The 17,819-nt window shown below is 74.0% G+C and carries 17 protein-coding genes; 10 read left to right on the plus strand and 7 right to left on the minus strand.

Annotated features, from left to right (window positions below):
* Positions 1-55: 55 nt before the first annotated feature.
* Together PVK74_RS09325 and PVK74_RS09330 are read left to right on the plus strand one after the other, a co-directional pair.
* On the plus strand, positions 56-418 hold the full coding sequence (locus PVK74_RS09325) for an ArsR/SmtB family transcription factor (RefSeq protein ID WP_043323144.1): 363 nt from the start codon (positions 56-58) through the stop codon (positions 416-418).
* 118 nt (positions 419-536) lie between these two features.
* A complete protein-coding gene (locus PVK74_RS09330; RefSeq protein WP_069088392.1) occupies positions 537-1,211 on the plus strand; it encodes a pyridoxamine 5'-phosphate oxidase family protein in 675 nt (224 codons plus the stop codon).
* 31 nt (positions 1,212-1,242) lie between these two features.
* On the opposite strand, the gene PVK74_RS09335 is transcribed toward PVK74_RS09330, so the two are convergent.
* Positions 1,243-2,148, minus strand: coding sequence for a helix-turn-helix domain-containing protein (locus PVK74_RS09335; protein WP_205796698.1), 906 nt, complete (start codon positions 2,146-2,148; stop codon positions 1,243-1,245).
* Positions 2,149-2,446: 298 nt separating this feature from the next.
* On the opposite strand from PVK74_RS09335, the gene PVK74_RS09340 reads away from it, so the two are divergent.
* The 7 genes from PVK74_RS09340 to PVK74_RS09370 are packed head-to-tail and all read left to right on the plus strand — an operon-like array spanning position 2,447 to position 7,548.
* A complete protein-coding gene (locus PVK74_RS09340) occupies positions 2,447-2,824 on the plus strand; it encodes a cupin domain-containing protein (protein ID WP_166456215.1) in 378 nt (125 codons plus the stop codon).
* On the plus strand, positions 2,817-4,181 hold the full coding sequence (locus PVK74_RS09345; RefSeq protein WP_166456214.1) for a class I tRNA ligase family protein: 1,365 nt from the start codon (positions 2,817-2,819) through the stop codon (positions 4,179-4,181). The genes PVK74_RS09340 and PVK74_RS09345 overlap by 8 nt, the downstream gene beginning before the upstream one ends.
* Positions 4,174-4,494 carry a hypothetical protein gene (locus PVK74_RS09350; protein ID WP_274478821.1) on the plus strand — a complete coding sequence of 107 codons (321 nt, stop codon included), beginning with the start codon at positions 4,174-4,176 and terminating at the stop codon, positions 4,492-4,494. The genes PVK74_RS09345 and PVK74_RS09350 overlap by 8 nt, the downstream gene beginning before the upstream one ends.
* Positions 4,437-5,195 (plus strand): FAD-dependent oxidoreductase, encoded by a 759-nt coding sequence (locus PVK74_RS09355; protein ID WP_274479260.1) that lies wholly within the window; start codon positions 4,437-4,439, stop codon positions 5,193-5,195. The genes PVK74_RS09350 and PVK74_RS09355 overlap by 58 nt, the downstream gene beginning before the upstream one ends.
* Before the next feature lie 16 nt (positions 5,196-5,211).
* On the plus strand, positions 5,212-6,471 hold the full coding sequence (locus PVK74_RS09360; protein WP_104112319.1) for a lysine N(6)-hydroxylase/L-ornithine N(5)-oxygenase family protein: 1,260 nt from the start codon (positions 5,212-5,214) through the stop codon (positions 6,469-6,471).
* 5 nt (positions 6,472-6,476) lie between these two features.
* On the plus strand, positions 6,477-6,857 hold the full coding sequence (locus PVK74_RS09365; RefSeq protein WP_233607666.1) for an avidin-fold protein: 381 nt from the start codon (positions 6,477-6,479) through the stop codon (positions 6,855-6,857).
* Complete coding sequence (locus PVK74_RS09370) at positions 6,850-7,548, plus strand: LysE family translocator (RefSeq protein WP_113972995.1); 699 nt, start codon at positions 6,850-6,852, stop codon at positions 7,546-7,548. The genes PVK74_RS09365 and PVK74_RS09370 overlap by 8 nt, the downstream gene beginning before the upstream one ends.
* 41 nt (positions 7,549-7,589) lie before the next feature.
* Here the strand turns inward: PVK74_RS09370 and PVK74_RS09375 are convergent, their stop codons facing one another.
* From PVK74_RS09375 to PVK74_RS09385, 3 genes are read right to left on the minus strand one after another with little or no spacing between them, the layout of a single operon-like run.
* Positions 7,590-9,113, minus strand: coding sequence for a class I SAM-dependent methyltransferase (locus PVK74_RS09375; RefSeq protein WP_274478824.1), 1,524 nt, complete (start codon positions 9,111-9,113; stop codon positions 7,590-7,592).
* A gap of 34 nt (positions 9,114-9,147) precedes the next feature.
* Complete coding sequence (locus tag PVK74_RS09380; RefSeq protein WP_274478825.1) at positions 9,148-10,932, minus strand: ABC transporter ATP-binding protein; 1,785 nt, start codon at positions 10,930-10,932, stop codon at positions 9,148-9,150.
* Positions 10,929-12,650, minus strand: a complete 1,722-nt coding sequence (locus PVK74_RS09385; protein WP_113972998.1) for an ABC transporter ATP-binding protein — start codon at positions 12,648-12,650, stop codon at positions 10,929-10,931. The genes PVK74_RS09380 and PVK74_RS09385 overlap by 4 nt, the downstream gene beginning before the upstream one ends.
* A gap of 176 nt (positions 12,651-12,826) precedes the next feature.
* Here PVK74_RS09385 and PVK74_RS09390 point away from each other — a divergent pair, with 176 nt between their 5' ends.
* The gene (locus PVK74_RS09390) at positions 12,827-14,818 is read left to right on the plus strand and encodes an acyl-CoA dehydrogenase family protein (RefSeq protein ID WP_064445557.1); all 1,992 of its coding nucleotides are present in this window, start codon (positions 12,827-12,829) and stop codon (positions 14,816-14,818) included.
* On the opposite strand, the gene PVK74_RS09395 is transcribed toward PVK74_RS09390, so the two are convergent.
* From PVK74_RS09395 to PVK74_RS09405, 3 genes are all read right to left on the minus strand, one after another.
* Positions 14,815-15,876 (minus strand): DUF1700 domain-containing protein, encoded by a 1,062-nt coding sequence (locus PVK74_RS09395; RefSeq protein WP_274478826.1) that lies wholly within the window; start codon positions 15,874-15,876, stop codon positions 14,815-14,817. The genes PVK74_RS09390 and PVK74_RS09395 overlap by 4 nt on opposite strands.
* Positions 15,873-16,211 (minus strand): PadR family transcriptional regulator, encoded by a 339-nt coding sequence (locus tag PVK74_RS09400; RefSeq protein WP_043323114.1) that lies wholly within the window; start codon positions 16,209-16,211, stop codon positions 15,873-15,875. The genes PVK74_RS09395 and PVK74_RS09400 overlap by 4 nt, the downstream gene beginning before the upstream one ends.
* Positions 16,212-16,319: 108 nt before the next feature.
* Positions 16,320-17,801 (minus strand): DUF6851 domain-containing protein, encoded by a 1,482-nt coding sequence (locus PVK74_RS09405; protein WP_274478828.1) that lies wholly within the window; start codon positions 17,799-17,801, stop codon positions 16,320-16,322.
* Positions 17,802-17,819 lie beyond the last annotated feature (18 nt).

The following is a 17,819-nucleotide window of genomic DNA, read 5'->3' on the forward strand; positions in this document are numbered from 1 at the left end:
TGATCCGGTCCTGGTTGCACAGGCATGCGGCGGCCGTTGATGCAACGATGCAAGCGTGGGAACTGCGAAAACTGCCACCCCTGCCATCTCGCCGCTGACCGGCGAGCCGATCAAGCGTGCCGATGCCGAACGCCTCGCGGGAGTGCTGAAGGCGTTGGCCGACCCGGCCCGGCTGCGCCTGCTCAGCCTGATCCAGTCCGCTCCGGAGGGCGAGGCGTCCGTCAGCGACCTCACCGCGCCGCTCGGGCTCTCCCAGCCGACCGTCAGCCATCACCTTCGGATCCTCACCGAGGCCGGTCTGATCGAGCGTGAGAAGCGGGGTGTGTGGGCGTACTACCGTCTGGTGCCGTCCGCGATCTCGGCGATCGCCGAGCTGCTGACGCCGCCTCGTAAGCGACCGACGAGGAAGGTCCGCTGAGCAGGCGACCGCGGGGCTGCCGCGAGCACCCGCCGACCTGACCGGGTCGCCCCCGCCGGCCCTCTTGAGGAGCGCCGTCCGGCCCGGTAGAAACGGCGGGACCGACGGGAGATCAGCTATGACCGATGCCGACGGGCAGTTGTCCGCGACGCCCCGCACGAGCCTGCGCCGGATGAAGGAGAAGGGGCACCGCGACCGCGCCGCCCTGTTCGACGTGCTCCGGGCCGGGTTCGTCTGCCACCTCGGCGTCCTGGTGGACGGTCACCCGATGGTGGTGCCGACCGTCTACGGGTTCGACGACCGGCACCTCTACCTGCACGGCTCGGTGGCCAGCCGGAGCCTCACCACCGACACCGACGTCTGCGTCACGGTCACCGTGGTCGACGGCCTGGTGCTGGCGCGCTCGGTGTTCGAGCACGGCGTCAACTACCGCAGCGCGATGATCTACGGCCGGCCCCGGTGGGTGACCGGCACCGAGGAGAAGCTGCACGGACTCCGCCTGCTCACCGAGCACGTCGCCCCTGGCCAGTGGGACCACGCCCGCCGCCCGAACCGGCGGGAGCTGGCGGCCACGGCCCTGCTGGCGCTGCCGCTGGCCGAGGCGTCGGTGAAGACGCGCAGCGGCCCGCCGGACGACGGCGACAGCCCGGACGCCGCGCTCGGACTCTGGGCCGGCGAGCTTCCGCTCGTGGCCCGCTGGGAGCAGCCGGTGACCGACCCGGCGCTCCCGCCGACCGCGCCGGTGCCGGCCCACGTGGCCGCCCGCGCCGGCACCCGCGCCGACCGGCGCTGACCGGGGCGCCCGCGCCCCGGTCCGCCGGTCCCTACCGCAGTTGGCGGGCCACCTCCGCCAGCGGCAGCCGGGGCGCGACGGCGGCGCGGGCGGCGACCACCGCCAGCGCCCGGGGCACCCCCGCGCAGTGGGCGATGATCTGCCGTACCGCCTCGCGTTCGGCGGTGAGGCGACGCTCGCCGAGACGGGCCGCCAGCAGCTCCCACGCCTCACCGGCCGCCAGCTCGTCCACCACGACCGGACGCGCGGCCTCGCCGACGACCAGTCCGGTGAGGCGGTCCCGGCTGGTCACCACCACCATGCAGCCGGGGACACCGGGTAGCAGCGGCCGGACCTGTTCGGCGTCGCGCGCGTCGTCGAGCACGATGAGCATCCGGCGCCCGGCGAGCACGCTGCGGTACAGCCCGGTGCGCGCGGCCGGACCGCAGGGAATGCCGCCGGGCACGTCGAGCGCCTCGATGAGGCCGGCGAGCGCCTCCGCTGGCGCCACCGCCGGCCGGCGCGAGTCGCTTCCGCCGAGCTGGACGTGCAGCACCCCGTCGACGAACCGTGCGGCGGACCGGTGGGCCCAGCGCAGCGCCAGCGCCGTCTTGCCGATCCCGGAGCGTCCGGACAGGACGCAGACCACCACGCTGGACATCCGCCGCGGTCCGCCGTCGAGCAGCCGGTCGAGTTGCCGTAGTTGTGCCGAACGGCCGGTGAAGCCGGGAATCTCCAGCGGCAACTGCATGGGGCGGATCCGGGCCGGCGCCGGGTGTGCCGGCAGGCCGAGCACGTCGCGCAGCAGCCGCACTGTCGCCGGGCGCGGGCGGGTCACCCGCGACGACTCCAGGTTGCGGATGCTCCGGACGCTCAGCCCGGTGCGGGCGGCCAGTTCCTCCTGAGTCAGGTTGGCTCGTCGCCGAGCGGTAGCAATTTCGTCACCCAACGTATCCATGTAGCCGATCACAGCGTCGTCTCCGTACCGGTTCTGGTGGATTCGTACAGGCGGACCACCGCTGCGCGGCCACTGAGCGGGCAATCAGTAGCGCCATTGCCGGTGATCTGCCGGTGTAGCTCCTGTTGGCCAGCCGAGGTTAGGTCCACAGTGGGTCCGACGCTATCGACCGAAGTCGAATTGCCACTCCGGCAGGCGGTTGGCTCTGCGTCGCAGAAGCACCACTTCCGGTCACTCTCCGCAAACCCAGATCCGTCCGGCGCGCCCGACGGGCATCGCGCCGACCAGGAGGACGAACATGCGAAGGTACGTCAGCGACACCGCCGAGCTCACCGACGAGTACGGCATCCAGATCGGCCGCTGGACCCAGTACCGCGATCTCGGCCCGTTGCCGTTCGACGCCATGTGGTGCGTGATCCCGCCCGGCGGCAGCAGCACCGAGGACGTCCACCCCGAGGTGGAGTTCGCCGTGGTGACCCGCGGGACCGCCATCTACGAGGCGGGCGGCGAGAAGGTCGAGGTGCCGACCGGCGGGGTGATCCTGCTCGAACCCGAGCAGCGCCACGTCATCCACAACCCCTCCCCCGAGCAGCCGCTGACCATCCTGAGCGTCTACTGGATGCCGCGCCCCGAGACCGGCCGGCCGGACGCGGGCGACGGGACCGGCCGTGGCTGACGATCCGGCCGGGCGGGGCGCGGTGCTCCTGGTCACCCCGCCGCCGACCCCTAACGGTCCGCTGCACCTCGGGCACCTCAGCGGCCCGTACGTCGCCGGGGACGTGGCGGCCCGCGCGCTGCGCGCCGCCGGCCGGCGGGTGGTGACCCAGTGCGGGCTGGACGCCCACCAGAACTACGTGCTCGCCCGGGCGGAGGCGAACGGCGAGACGCCGGCCGACACGGTCGCCCGCTACGGGTCGCTGATCCACGCCGCGTTGCGCGCCGCGCGGATCCGGTACGACGTGATGGCCGACCCACTGGCCGACGAGGCGTACCGCCGGGCGGTGGCCGGCCTGCTCACCGAACTGGTCGAGGCGAAGGTGGTCGAGGTCGCGCCGGTGTCGCTGCGCGCCTGCGCGGCCTGCCGGCGGACCCTGCACCACGTGCGGGTCGCGGGGCGCTGCCCGGCCTGCGGGGCAGGCGCGAACGGCGGCACCTGCGAGGGGTGCGGCGGTTTCTGCAGCGCCGCGAACCTGGTCGACGCGCGGTCCACCTGCTGCGACGCGCCACCGGAGCCGGTCACCCACACGGTGCCGGTGCTGCGGCTGGACGAGCACCGGGAACGGCTCGCCGGGTTCTGGTCCGGGGCGGTGCTACCGCCCCGGCTGCGCCGGCTCGTCGCGTCGTACCTCGACGGCGGGCTGCCGGAGGTGCCGCTGGCGTACCCGACGGACTGGGGCATCGAGTGGGACGACGGCCTGCGCATCGACGTCTGGGCCGAGATGGCCCTGGCGAACCTGCTGCTGCCCGCCCGCCACCTGCGGCCGGACGCGGACACCCTGGCCGGGTACCTCGACGCGTGGCGGGACGTGGACGAGCAGTGGATCTTCCTCGGGGTGGACAACGCCTTCTACTACGCGCTGCTCATCCCCGCCCTGCACCTGGCCGCCGGGCTGCCCGACCGGCCGACCGGCCTGGTGGTGAACGAGTTCTACCGGCTCACCGGCGCGAAGTTCTCCACCAGCCGGGGGCACGCGATCTGGGCGCACGAGTTCCTCGCCGACGAGGACCCCGCAGTGGTGCGGGCGTTCCTGAGCTGGGACCGGCCGGACCGCTACGAGTCGGACTTCCGGCCCGAGGCGTACGAGGCGTTCAAGGCGCGCTACGCCGCCACGCTCGCCGGGGCCGTACCCGGTCTGGACGGTGTGCTCGCCGACGTCGAGCTGACCCGGGGTGAGCAGGCGCTGCGCCCGGCGCACTTCGACAGCGCCACCGTCGTCCGGGCGGCGCTGGCCGCGTACCCCGGTGACCCGGACCGGGCGGCCCGCCTGCTCGACGTCGTCGGCGGCGCGGAACCGGCGGCCTCCGGTGGGTGAGCCCCGCGTGCTCGTCGTCGGCGCGGGCCTCGCCGGTGTCCTGCTCGCCCGGCGGCTGCGGGACGCGGGCGCCGAGGCGGTGCTGGTCGGCCCGCACGGCGGCGGCCCGGCCGGCGGGCACGCCGACGCCACCGCCGCCTCCGGTGGCCTGGTACGCGCCTTCGAGCCCGATCCGGCCGCCCGGGCCCTGCCGAACTGCGGGACGACCCGGCGCTCGCCGCGGCCGCCGGGTGGCGGGCCACCGGCTCGCTCTACCTGCTCGACGCCGTCGACGCCGGTGCGGCGGCCGGCGTGGCCGGGGCCGAGGTGCTGACCCGCGACGAGGTCTCCCGGCGGTTCGGCTTCGACCGGCTCCCGGACGGCACGGTGGGGGTCTGGGAACGCCGGGCCGGCTACCTCGACCCGGACCGGTTGCGCCGCAGCGTCCTGCGGGGCCTGGACCGGACCGAGACCACGCCGGTGGCCCGCCTCGGCGACGGCGCGGTCGACCTGCGCGACGGCCGCCGCCTCACCGGTGACCTGGTCGTGGTGGCGGCCGGGGCGTGGACGCCGGGCCTGCTGCGCGCCGCCGGGCTGCCGAGCACGCTGCGCACCAAGCACATCCAGTACGCCCACCACCGCACCGGCCGGGCCGACCTGCCGTGTTTCGTCGATGAGACGAGCGGCCTGTACGGGCGGCCCGCCGGTCCGGGGCGTGTCCTTCTCGGGCTGCCCAGCGACCGCTGGGACGTCGACCCGCCCGCGCCCGCGCCGGACTCCGGCCTGGCGGCTCGGGTGCGGGCGGTCGCCGCGCGGCGGCTGCCCGGCCTGGACCCGCGCCCGGACGGCCCGCCGGTCAGCGCCGTCGACTGCTACAGCGACCCGCCCGGCCTGGCCCTGCGCGCAGTGGCCGGTGCCGTGCACACCTTCACCGGCGGCAGCGGCGGCGCCGCCAAGACCGTCCTGGCCGCCAGCCGGCTCGCCGCCACCGCCCTGCTGAACTCCCGATCCGCGATCCGTGTCCCGCACGGCTAGACACAGAGGCAGACTGATGACGCAGACCTATCACACAGTGGGAATTGGCGCGGGGCCGGCGAACCTGAGCCTCGCCGCGATGTACGACGCGCTCGCGCCGCACGACATCGCGCTGTTCGAGGCGCGGGACCAGCCGGGCTGGCACGACGGGATGCTGCACAGCGGCGTGCGCATGCAGACCGGCTGGGTCAAGGACCTGGTCTCGCTCTACGACCCGACGCACCCGCTGTCGTTCCTCAACTACCTGGTCACCACCGGCCGGGTCTACGCCCTGCTGGGCGCCGGTTTCGACACCATCCCCCGGATCGAGTACCAGCAGTACCTGGTGTGGGCGGCGGAGCAGTTGCCGCGCATCACCTACGGCGCCCGCGTCGACCGGGTCGAGTTCGACGGCGCGATAGTCACCCGCAGCGGCGGCGTCGAGGTCGCCCGCTCCCAGCACCTGGTGCTCGGCAGCGGGACCGTCCCCTTCGTACCGGACTTCCTGGACGCCCTCGACCCCCGGCACCTGTTCGTCGCCGACGAGCTGAACCGGCGCCTGGCCGGCGTGCCCGACGAGCCGGACGTGCCGTGGGTCGTGATCGGCAGCGGCCAGACCAGCGCGGAGTGCGTCGCAGCGCTGCTCGCCCGCGGCTGCCGCGACATCAAGTGGATCGGCCGGCGGTCCTGGTTCGCGCCGCTGGAGGACTCCCCCTCGGCGAACGACCTGTACCGGCCCGCCTACCAGGAGGCGTTCCTCTCGCTGTCCCGGGACGTGCGGGAACGGCTCGTCTCCGGGCAGATCCTCACCAGCGACGGCATCTCCCCCGGCACGCTGCGCGGCGTCTACCAGCACAACTACGAGGAGCGGCTGCGGACCGGGCGGTTCCCGGTCACGATCATGCCGAGCCGTACCGTGACCGGCGCCCGGCAGCTCGACGGGGAGGTGGAGCTGGAGTGCCTCACCGCCGGCAGCGGCGAGGAACGGCACCGGGCGGTGAACGTGATCGTCGCGGCGGGCCGGCGGCTCGCCCCGCTCCCCTTCGATCCGGAGCTGTCCGCGCTGATCGACGTGGACGAGCGCGGCGAACCGGTGATCGAGTCGGACTACTCGATCCGGTGGAAGCACGCCGACGACCACAAGATCTTCGTGCTGAACCGGGGGCGGTACGTGCAGGGGCTCGTCGACTCCAACCTGAGCATCCTGCCGATCCGCAGCGCGATGATCCTGAACTCGATCGCCGGCCGCACGGTCTGCCGGTTCCGTGACGACTACGTGAGCACCCGGTGGGCGTGAGCGCGATGACGACATTCGACTACGACGGCCGCGTCTTCGTCTCCGTCGACCACGCCGGTGACGGCGCCGAGCCGCTGCGGGGGCACTACCACCAGCGCGGCGACCTGGTCTGGGCGGAGATCACCGGCGGCCCGGTCCGGCACGGCCGGCTCGCGGGAACCTGCGACGCCCAGGGCGTGGTGCGCTTCGCCTACCTGGAGGTGCTCACCGACGGCACCATAGTGGTCGGCGAGTGCGAGTCCCGGCCCGAGCGGCTGCCGGACGGCCGGATCCGGCTGCGGGAACAGTGGCGCCGGCACGGGCCACGCCAGGACAGCGGTGTCTCCGTCATCGAGGAGGCGGCGCCGGCGCTCGCCGCAGGACAGGAGAGCCGGCGTCGTGTCTGACATCCAGATCATCAGTTTCGTCGCCGCCAGCCTGCTCATCATCATCGTGCCGGGCGTCGACTTCGCGCTCGTCACCCGGCAGACCGTCAGGTACGGCCGGCGGGCCGGGTTCGTGGTGCTGGCCGGGCTGTTCGTCGCCGCGCTGGTGCACGCGTCGTTCGCCACCGCCGGCCTGTCCGCGCTGCTGGTCTCCTCGCCGACGCTCTACACGGTGCTGCGCGTCGCCGGCGCGCTGTACCTGCTCTACCTGGGCGGCACGATCCTCTGGGCGACCCGGCCGCGCCGGGCGGTCCCGGCGGCGCAGCCGGTCCCGGTCGGCGCGGGCGGCGCCGGGCCGGACCCGGACACCGGCCCCGCGCCGGTGCCGGAGGCCCCGGCCGCCGACGAGCCGCACGTGGCCCGCCGCTCGTTCGTCATGGGCGTCACCAGCCAGCTGTTGAACGTCAAGGTGGTCGTCTTCTACGTCTCGTTCGTGCCGCAGTTCGTCAGGCCCGGCGACGGGGCGGCGGCCCGCACGGCGGTGCTGGCCGCCACGTTCATCGGTCTCGCCGTGCTCTGGTGGGCCTGCTACATCATGCTCATCGACAGGTTGCAGCCCTGGCTGACCCGGCCGTCAGTGCTGCTGGTGATCGAACGGCTGACCGGGCTCATCCTGATCGTCCTGGCGATCCGGATCGCGCTGAGCCGGTGAGCGGCGACGGCGCCCGCCGACAGCTGCGGGCGCCGTCGGTCTCACTGGTTGCGGGGGCGGTGGGCGACGGTGAGGACGTGGGTGGTCGGCCAGTCCAGCGGCCGGCCGTCGAGGTCGGTGAGGGACGCGACCGGTGCGATCCGGTTGTCGATCACCCACTCGTTGCGCACCGGCGCCGACGCCGGGCCGATCTCGAACCCCGCCTCGGTGAGCAGCGCCGTCCAGTCGGCGAAACTCAGGCCGCAGAACTGCTCCTGCGTCTCCGACAGCCAGTTGTCCGTGTAGTCCTTGCGGGTCAGGTAGTCCATCGCCGCGCCCAGCGACAGGCGTACCGCGCCGTCCGGAAGCGGCTCGTGGTCGAACCCGAACGCGAAGTCGACGGCGAACTGGTCCAGCCGCGCCCGCGTCGACAGCCCGCCGACGTAGCGCCGGACCTCCGCCGAGGTCAGCTCGGCGAGATCGCGGCGGGGCGCGGCCGGGTTGTCGCCGTCGTCGGCCGACAGCCGCAGCAGCACCTGCCGCCCGGGGTCGTCCGGACCGCACACGTCGCTGTTGATCCAGACGCCGCCGGGCACCGTGTGGTCGTGGATGCGGCGGGCGAACTGCAGCAGCGACTCCCGCTGCCGCCCGTACGACCAGATCTCGTGGGTCAGCGCGAACGTGAGCGTGGTGTCGACCGAGCGGTCCTTGAACACCGCGCCGCCGAGGACGTTGCGGTGGAAGAAGTAGACGTTGGCGTTGCGGAACACGCCCTGCGCCTTCTTGTGCAGGCACTCCTGGTAGAGGTGGCGGGCGACCTCCACGCCGATCAGGTCGCTCTCGCGCAGCGCGGCCTCCCGGTCGGCCAGCTCCAGGACCGCGCCCGCGCCGCAGCCGATGTCCACGATGCGGCCGGGCTGCACGTACCCGCGCACCGAGTCCCACTTGCGCTGCGCGGCAGTGGCGAACGCCTCCACGTAGGTGCGGTAGTCCCGGGTCACGGTGAGGCCGCCCTCGTCGCCGACGAGCGGGTCGTTCACCACCGATCGGATCGACTCGACCAGGCGGTAGCGCTCGAACACGTCGATGGTGGCCGGGTGGGTGAGCGCGCGCCAGGTCTCGTCCCCGGCGGCCAGGCGCAGCAGCACGTCCCACGGCCGTTCGGGCGGCTCGGGCAGGTCCGGGTCCGCCTCGACCGGCGCGATCCGGAAGCCGAGCCGCTCGTACAGTTTCGCGACCTCCGGCGTGGAGCAGGCCAGCAGCGTGTCGGCGGGGGTGAGTTCGAGCCCGGTGGCCACCGCGATGGATTTCAGCGTCACCTCGGCGAACGCGTCGGTGTACGCGGTGTCGAAGATCGGCACCACCACCGAGCGCAGCCCGCTCAGCACGCTGAACCGCTCGATCGCGGCTTCCCGCCGGTGGTACGGCACCGGGTTGCGTCTGGTGTTCTCGTGGTTGGCCGACGTCACCGCCCAGACCACTGTGGCCTCGTCCCCGGCCAGCCGGCACAGGTAGTCGGCCTGGAACCGGGTCAGCAGGTGGTGCCGCCCCGGGAAGAGCACGAAGCGGGCCGGCGCGTCGGTCATGTTCCCCTCACCTGGGTCGATGGGCGGTGCGCGGTCATACCGGGACGCTCCAGGAGCGCCACAGACGCCCGTACCGGCCGTCGGCGGCGAGCAGTTCCGAGTGCGTGCCCTGCTCCACGATCCGCCCGTGGTCGAGCAGGACGATCCGGTCGGCGGCGACCGCCTGGCTGAGCCGGTGCGCCACGATCAGCGTGGTCCGTCCCTCGGTGGCGGCCAGCGCCGCCCGGTCCAGGTCACGCGCTCCGGCGCTGCCGGCCTCGGCGGTCGCCTCGTCCAGCACGGCGACGGCGGGCGCGGCCAGCACCAGCCGGGCCAGGGCGACCTGCTGGGCCTGCGCGGCGGTGAGCCGGTGGCCGCCCTCGCCGACCGCCGTGGCCAGCCCGTCCGGCAGCGCGCGCAGCCAGGTGGTGGCGCCGACCCGGTCCAGCGCGTCGAGCAGTTCCGCGTCGGTGGCGTCCGGGGCGGCCAGGCGCAGGTCCTCGGCGAGCGGCCCGGCGAAGACGTGCACCTCCTGGCTGACCAGCGCGACGTCGCGCCGCACGGCGTGCTCGCCCCGCTCGGTCAGCGGCACGCCGCCCAGGCGTACCGACCCGTCGGTGGGCGCGATGATCCCGGCGGCGATGCCGGCGAGCGTGCTCTTGCCCGCGCCGCTGGCGCCCACGAGCGCGACCCGCTCACCCGGGGCCAGGCGCAGCTCGACGTCGGCCAGGACCAGGGCGCCGTCGTCGTCGTAGCGGTGCCGGCGGACCGTGACGTCCAGCGCCGCCGGGCCGCGCCGCCCGGCCGCCGACGGCGCGGACGGCGCGGTGTCGGGCAGCGTGGCCACGCCGACCAGCCGGGCGAGGCTCGCGCCGGCCTGCAGCACCGAGTCGGACTCCATCAGCAGCAGGCCGATCGGGTTGAACAGCCGGTGGAAGTAGAGCGCGGCGGTGGTCGCCGCGCCCACCGTGACCAGGTCGGCGCGGACCAGGAAGAACCCGGCGACGAGCACCGCGGCCAGGCCGAGGAACTCCGACCTGTTGATCCGCAGCCCGAAGCGGGTGTGCAGGTTGAAGATCTCCAGCGACAGGTCGCGCGCCACGCCGGAACGCTCGGCGATCGCCGCGACGTGCGCGTCCTCGGTCCGGTACGCGCGCACTGTCGCCGCGCCCCGCAGCGCGCCGGCCATGGCCTGTGTCCGCTCGCCGGTGGCGACGCGCTCGCGGGCGTAGTACGGCGCGGACCGGCGCAGGTACCAGCGCAGCGCCAGCGCGTACGCGGGCGCTGCCACCAGCCCGGCGAGGCCGAGCCGCCAGTCGAGCGCGACCAGCCCGAACACGGTCAGCACCACGGACAGCAGCGCGCCGACGAACGCCGGACCGCTGACCGCGATCACGTTCGTCACCACCGCCACGTCGTCGCCGACCCGGGCCAGCAGGTCACCGGTGCCGGCCCGTTCCAGCGTCGCCGAGGGCAGGTGCAGCGCCCGGTCGAGCACCCGCTCGCGCAGCCGGGCCAGCACCGTCTCGCCCAGGCGGGACGCGAGCGCGGCCCCGGCGGCGGTGAGCAGTCCGGTGAGCACTGCCGCGCCGGCGATCACCGCGACCCGGCCGGCGATCCGGGAGACCGGGGCATCGGCGATGACGTCGTCGACGAGGCGGCCGAGCACCCAGGGCGCGACCAGCCCACCGGTGGCGGCGGCGACGAGCACGGCGGTCGCGGCGGCGCTGAGGCCGGGCCGCCGCCGGAACTCCGCGCCGAGCGTCGTCCAGGTCCGCCGGGCGGTCGCGGTGGGCAGCAACGCCCGGCCGGGTTCGGCGGTACGCGGGTCAGCGGTCACCGCAGTGTCTCCTCGCGGTAGCGGGCGTCGGTGGCCAGCAGGTGCTCGTGCGTCCCTTCGGCGGTCACCCGGCCGTCGGCGATCACCACCACCCGGTCGGTGATCCGCAGCAGGGCGGGGCTGCTGGTGACCAGCAGCGTGCCCCGGGGTGCGTCGCGGCGCGCGCCGGCCAGTCCGTCGGCGAGTTGGGCCTCGGTGGCGGCGTCCACTGCGGTCGTGGGGTCGTGCAGCACGAGCACCGGCGGGTCGGCGTGCAACGCCCGCGCCAGCCCGAGCCGCTGGCGCTGGCCGCCGGAGAGGTTGGCGCCGCGCTCGACGAGCCGGTGGCCGAGGCCGCCGGGGTGCCCGTCCACCACGTCGTCCGCCGCGGCCGCCCGGACCGCGGCGCGCAGGCGTCCCTCGTCGGTGCTGCGGCCGGCGGCGAGGTTGGCGGCCACGGTTCCCTCGAACAGCGTCACGTCGTGCGGCTCGACCAGCACGGCGCCGCGCAGCGCGTCGATGTCCAGGTCGTCGGCGGGTACGCCGTCGACGCGTACCGCGCCCCGGCGCCGGTCCGCGGGCACCCGTCCGGACAGCAATGCGACCAGCGCGTCCGCGTCGGCCGGGTCGTACGCCAGCACGCCGACGATCTCCCCCGGGTCGACGCGCAGGCACACCCCGTCCAGCGCGGCGTGCCCGACGTGGTCGAGGACGAGCCGCGGCCCGTCCGTACGGTCCGGCCGGGACGCGGCGCCCGGCCGGGTCAGCGGCTCGGCGCCGAGCACGCGCGCGACCCGGGCCGCGGAGGCGCGGGCCATCGCGAACAACTGCACGCAGTAGCCCAGCGTCTGCACCGGCTCGGCGACGAACTGCGCGAGCCCGACCACTGTCACCAGTTCACCGATGGTGAGCCGGCCACGCAGGGCGAGCCAGCCGGCGGCACCGGCGACAGCGGCGAGGAATAGGCCGTTCGCGGCGGTGGTGAGCCCGAGGTGCAGGCCCTTGGTGTTGGCGGCGCGCAGCGTCACGGCGAGGGCGCGCCGGCTGGCGGCGGCGTACCGGCCGGCGGCGTGGTGCTGGGCGCCGATGCCGCGCAGCACGCGCAGGCCGGAGACGAGGTCGACGGCGAGCGCCGTGGTCTCGGCGAGGGCCTCCTGCTGGGAGGCGCTGCGCCGGGACAGCAGCGGTGCCATCCGTTGCAGCGCCAGGACCAGCACCGGTACGCCGATGAGCACGCCGAGTCCGAGCGGGACGTCGATGACCAGCAGCGCGACGGCCGCGACGGTCAGCGCGCTCACCGCGGCGACGCCGAAGCCGGCCACCCGGACCACGTACGCGGAGAGTTCGGCGTCGGAGGCGGCGACCGAGAGCAGTTCGCCGTCGCGTAGGCCGGAGCGGTGCCCGCGCGGGTCGAGCGCGCGCTCGGCCAGTTCCACCCGTAGCAGGTGCGCCTCCCGCTCCACGGCCGCGAACGCCTGGCGGGCGCCGTTGCGGTAGGCGAACGCCAGCACGGTGAACAGGGCGGCGAGGCCGGCGACGGAGTACGCGAGCGCCCACGGGTCGCCGGTCACCACGGCCCGGTCGATGATGACGCCGATCGCCACCGGCACGAGCGCCTCGGTGACCTGGTGCAGCCCGAGCAGGGTCACGCCGATCAGCACCGGGCGGCGCTGGCGGCGCAGCGCCTGGCGGAGCACGTGCCGGGCGGTGACGGCGCTGCCGGGGGGAAGCGGGGACACGAGGGGATGCCTCCAGTGCTTGAAGTGAGGACAGCCTAACCTCAGCTTCGCGGGCAGCCGAACCGCCGGGGGGTGGCCGGGCTCACCACGCGCTCCGCCAGCGGCGCGCGATCACCGCCGGTAATGTTGATCAGGCCGAGAGTGTACGCAAATGTCCACTGCACCGAGGAGTGACAATGTTCGATCACGCAGCCGGCCGCATCGACATCGCACGCCTGCGGGAAACGCTTGACGGCCGGTGGGCCGACGTCCGCCGGGCGCACCGCGAACACCTCGACGAACGCTTCCTCCCGGTGTACGGCGAGACCGGTGACCAGGCTCGCGAGCGCATCACCCGGCTGCTGTCCGAACTCCCTGTCGAACTGGGCATCGCCTCGGGCTTCCCCGTCGAGTACGGCGGCCGCGGCGACGTGGGCGCCTCGATCGTCGCCACCGAGATGCTGGCCCAGGTGGACCTGTCACTGATGGTGAAGGCCGGCGTCCAGTGGGGCCTGTTCGGCGGCGCGGTCGCCGCGCTCGGCACGAAGCGGCACCACGACGCCTACCTGCCCGACATCGTCGCGGGCCGGCTCTTCGGCTGCTTCGCGATGACCGAGACCGGCCACGGCTCGGACGTGCAGCAACTGCGCACCACCTGCGTGTACGACCCGCAGACCCAGACCTTCGACCTGCACACGCCGCACGAGGCGGCGCGCAAGGACTACATCGGCAACGCGGCCCGGGACGGGCGGATGGCTGTGGTCTTCGCCCAGCTCGTCACCGGCGGGCGCCGGCACGGCGTGCACGCCTGGCTGGTGCCGATCCGCGACGAGCACGGCCGGCCGATGCCCGGCGTGACCATCGGCGACGCCGGACCCAAGGCCGGCCTGCTCGGCGTGGACAACGGGCGGCTCAGCTTCGACCACGTGCGGGTGCCGCGGGACATGCTGCTGGACCGGTACGCGCAGGTCGCCGAGGACGGCACGTACTCCAGCCCGATCGAGAACGACTCCCGGCGCTTCTTCACCATGCTGGGCACCCTGGTCCGGGGCCGGGTGAGCGTGGGCGGCGCGGCGTCGGCGGCCACCAAGGCGGCGCTGGCCATCGCGGTGCGCTACGGCGACATCCGCCGGCAGTTCAGCGACGCCGACGGCGACCGCGAGGTGCTGCTCAACGACTACCTGGCGCACCAGCGCAAGCTGCTGCCCGCGCTGGCCACCACGTACGCGCTGACCTTCGCCCAGGCGGAGCTGGTCGCGGCGCTGGACGAGATCCAGGGCGGCGACGGGCCGGTCGACGAACACCGGCAGCGGGAGCTGGAGTCCCGGGCCGCCGGGCTGAAGGCGGCGCAGACCTGGCACGCCACCCGCACCATCCAGATGTGCCGGGAGGCGTGTGGCGGCGCCGGCTACCTGTCGGAGAACCGCCTGCCCAGCCTCAAGGCCGACACCGATGTCTTCACCACGTTCGAGGGCGACAACACGGTGCTGCTGCAACTGGTCGCCAAGGGGTTGCTGACCGGTTACCGGGACGAGTTCGGCTCGCTCGACGGCTGGGGACGCGCCTCCTTCGTCGCCGAGCAGGTACGCGAGATGGTGCTGGAGCGCACCGCCGCCCGGGCGCTGATCGCACGTCTGGTCAGCGCGGTGCCGGGCCGCGACGACGAGGTCGCGGTCACCGACCGGGGCTGGCAGCTCAAGCTCTTCGAGGACCGCGAGGAGCACCTGCTCGACAGCGCGGTGCGCCGCCTGCGCGGTGGCGCGTCGACCAAGAAGGATCGCCCCTTCGACATCTTCAACGACGTCCAGGACCACGTCCTCGCCGTCGCCGCCGCGCATATCGACCGGGTGACGCTGGAGGCGTTCGTCGCCGGGATCGACGCCACCGCCGATCCGGCGGTCAAGGAGCTGCTGTCCCGGGTCTGCGACCTGTACGCGCTCACCGTGATCGAGGCGAACAAGGGCTGGCTGCTGGAGCACGGCCGGCTCACCCCGGCCCGCTCGAAGACGATCACCAGCGTGGTGAACGGGCTGCTCAAGGAGCTGCGCCCGTACATGCGCACGCTCGTGGACGGGTTCGCCATCCCGGACGCCTGGCTGCACGCCGCGATCCTGCGCGAGGAGCCCGGACGCCAGGAGGCGATGGCCGCGCACGACGCCGCCGCGGATCAGCAGGCCGTGCCGGCCTAGCCGGCCGGCGCCGCGGCCTCCGGGTCCGCCTCCGTGGCCGGGGCGGGTCGCGGCCGGGCCGGTGCGCCGGGCGCCCCGGCGGGGTCGCCGTCGACGGGCGGTGAGGTGGGGTCACCGTCGGCCGCCCGCGCGGTGGCGGGGTCGCCGTCGGCCGGCCGCGCCGCCGCGTACCCGGCGGCGCCGAGCGCCAGGTACAGCCCGCCGAACAGCCAGAAGGCGGCGAACAGGAAGCCGCGCTCGGCCATCGCGAGGATCATGACCAGCGCGCCGGCCAGCGCGGTCACCGCGTACCCGGCCCGGAATCCGTAGGCGCACAGCGCACCGGCCGCGACCGGCCCGGCGATCCACAGCGCCGCGCCCACCCAGCCGGCACCGACCGAGCCGCCGGCCGACGCGACCGCCACGAGTACGCCGGGCATCGCCACGATCCCACCGGCCAGGACGTGCCACCACCGTCCCCCGGCGCCTCGCCGCACGGCCCACGGCACGAACGCCGCCGCCCAGGCCACCAGCGCGAGCGGGAAGTAGTACAGGCCCGTCTCGCCGGCCGCGCAGGCGAACATGGTCAGCGCGATCGCGCCGGCGAGCCGCGACCCGGCGCGTACCCGGGCGGGCGCCACGAGCGGCGCGGCCGCGACGAGCGCCGGTAGCAGCGTGAGCAGCGCGATTCCCGGACCGAGCCGGCCGAGGACGCCCTGCTCGCCGGCGTCGGCCTGGATCGGCTCGACCGGCACTGTGGACGGCAGCAGGAAGCTCACGCACACGGCGATCAGCACGCCGACCGCCGACGCGACCAGGGACAGCGTCCGGCCGACCCGCTCCGGGCGGTCCTGGTCCGGTAGCCCCAGCTCCTCCCGCGCCTGCCGGGCCACGTCCGGCGCGGCACCCAGGCCGGCGAGGACCTCGTCGGCGCTCCGCCCGCTGTCGAGGGCGTCGGCGATGTGCGCGCGGACATCCGCGACGATCTCCTCCGCCGTGCCGGACGGGACGTCCGACAACTCCGCGTCCAGCGCCCGCAGGTAGGCCCACGCCGCCTCCGGGAGGCCGTCGTCGCTCATCCTTCCTCCCCCATCAACTCGTCCACGTGCGGCTGGATCTCCCGCCACACCGTCGCGAACACCCGCAGGTGCGCCCGCCCCTGGTCGGTGATCGCGTAGTACCGCCGGGCGTGCCCCTGCTCGGGGGCCACCCACCGGGTCTGCACGGTGCCGGCCTGCCGCATGCGGGCGAGCAGCGGATACAGGCTGCCCTCGCTGGCGGTCAGGCCGCGCACGGCGAGCCAGTCGGCCAGTTCCAGGCCGTACATGTCGCGCCGTGAGAGCAGCGCGAGCACGCAGTACTCCAGCACGCCCTTGCGGATGTTCGTGGTGATCCGCTCACGTGCCCCGTCCATGCCTCGCAAGATACCTTGCTATGCAAGACATGTGGTGAGGGGGTCGGAACGCGCGCTGCCGGCCACGCCCGAGGGCATGGCCGGCAGCGCGGACCGGTACAGCGGGGATCAGCGCCCGTTCAGCTTGCGCTGGACGAAGTCGAAGGCACGGTCACCGAGCTGCGGCGCGTACTGGTCGACGGCCGCGACCGAGGCGGGGAAGTTCTCGCCGGCCCAGACCCGGCTCTGCCCGCACTCGGCGGCCCACTCCGAGTAGCTGTTCCAGGTCAGCATCATGTCGGCGGCCGGGGTCACGCCCGGCTCCACGATCGAGGAGCCCTTGCGCACCGGGATCACCACGGTCAGCTTGTCGGTGCCGGTGAACCGGCGCGCGACCTGGGCGTACGCGACGCAGACCGCCGCGTTTACCGACGGGTACTCCGGAGCGGCGATGGCGACCGAGCTGAGGTAGCTACGCCATTGGGTGCCGGTGATGTCGTTGACGGTGCCCCGGCCCGGGCCGCCCCACGCGGTCAGCTTCTTGTTCGGGTACAGGTGGCGGATCGCGCTGAACGGCTGCACCGAATCGTACTTGCGCATGTAGTACCAGGACGCGATCGCCACGTCGAACCCGGCGACGTCCGTCATCACGATGAACCGGACGGAGTCCTCGGTGTTGTACCGGCCCCGCAGCAGCGTGTGCGCGATGGCGCCGTACGGCGTGATGTTGTCGCTGAAGATCTCCGCGCTCATCTTCTTGCGGTCGTCCAGGCCGGCCGAGGCGCGCAGCACGTCGTCGGCCTGCTTGCGGTAGCCCTTCGGGTTCAGCAGGTGGTGGTTCACCGGCGGGGTGAGCCGGAACTGCTCGGGCCGGTCGAAGGTGATCGGCTTGACCCGGCCGAACTGGGGCGTCGCGAACTCCTGCGTGTTGACGACCTCGCGCTTGGAGATGGTGTTCGGCTGCCAGCGCGACGGGAAGCGCAGCTCGTACGGGCTGTTGACCGGCCGGTAGCCGGTGTGGTCGGCGTACGGCTCGCGGTTGTAGCGGCGCCCGCCCGCGTCGCCGTCCCGATTCGTGCCGTCGTTGCGGCGCGCCGCCATCGCGTTCTTCGCGGCGAGGATGCCGATGCCGCTGGCGGTGGTGCGGTCCTCCGCGGTGACCGCCGGGTCCAGGCCCGCGGTGGCCATCATCCGCTGCCAGGTCGCCTCGTGCTGCGGGTAGAGCTTGCTGAGCGAGGTGTAGGCCGAGTAGATGACGGCGATGTTCTTGTTGCGCGTGGTGTGCTCCTCGGCGGGACGGCGGCCGATGGTGGAGAAGATGCCGACCGCGGTGGGGTGGTACGCCGCCAGGGCGTCGAACCACGGCAGTTCGATGAGCATGGCCCGGTCCGCGGCCCAGGACCCGGGCCGGCCGCTGTACTCGACCCGCGGCTCGGTGTTGAGGGCCGGGTAGATGACGTCGGTCAGGGCGTTCCCGTGGTCGAGGTCGAAGGTCGCTGCCTGCGGGGCCGCCGACACACCGTTTGTCAGCGACACCACCAGGGCGATCGCCGCGGCGACGGCCGCGGCACCCCCGAGATGCCGTTTCCGCGGCCGCCTCAGAATCTTCACCGGGAATTCTCCTCTCCA

The sequence above is a fragment of the Micromonospora chalcea genome (assembly GCF_028768405.1).
In the GTDB taxonomy this organism is placed as follows: Bacteria; Actinomycetota; Actinomycetes; order Mycobacteriales; family Micromonosporaceae; genus Micromonospora; species Micromonospora chalcea.

Bases quoted from the DNA above. Each gene is read 5' to 3' on its own strand.
- PVK74_RS09330 (WP_069088392.1), top strand. From the start codon at position 537: ATGACCGATGCCGACGGGCAGTTGTCCGCGACGCCCCGCACGAGCCTG.
- PVK74_RS09335 (WP_205796698.1), bottom strand. From the start codon at position 2,148: ATGGATACGTTGGGTGACGAAATTGCTACCGCTCGGCGACGAGCCAAC.
- PVK74_RS09340 (WP_166456215.1), top strand. From the start codon at position 2,447: ATGCGAAGGTACGTCAGCGACACCGCCGAGCTCACCGACGAGTACGGC.
- PVK74_RS09360 (WP_104112319.1), top strand. From the start codon at position 5,212: ATGACGCAGACCTATCACACAGTGGGAATTGGCGCGGGGCCGGCGAAC.
- PVK74_RS09365 (WP_233607666.1), top strand. From the start codon at position 6,477: ATGACGACATTCGACTACGACGGCCGCGTCTTCGTCTCCGTCGACCAC.
- PVK74_RS09375 (WP_274478824.1), bottom strand. From the start codon at position 9,113: ATGACCGACGCGCCGGCCCGCTTCGTGCTCTTCCCGGGGCGGCACCAC.
- PVK74_RS09390 (WP_064445557.1), top strand. From the start codon at position 12,827: ATGTTCGATCACGCAGCCGGCCGCATCGACATCGCACGCCTGCGGGAA.
- PVK74_RS09395 (WP_274478826.1), bottom strand. From the start codon at position 15,876: ATGAGCGACGACGGCCTCCCGGAGGCGGCGTGGGCCTACCTGCGGGCG.
- PVK74_RS09400 (WP_043323114.1), bottom strand. From the start codon at position 16,211: ATGGACGGGGCACGTGAGCGGATCACCACGAACATCCGCAAGGGCGTG.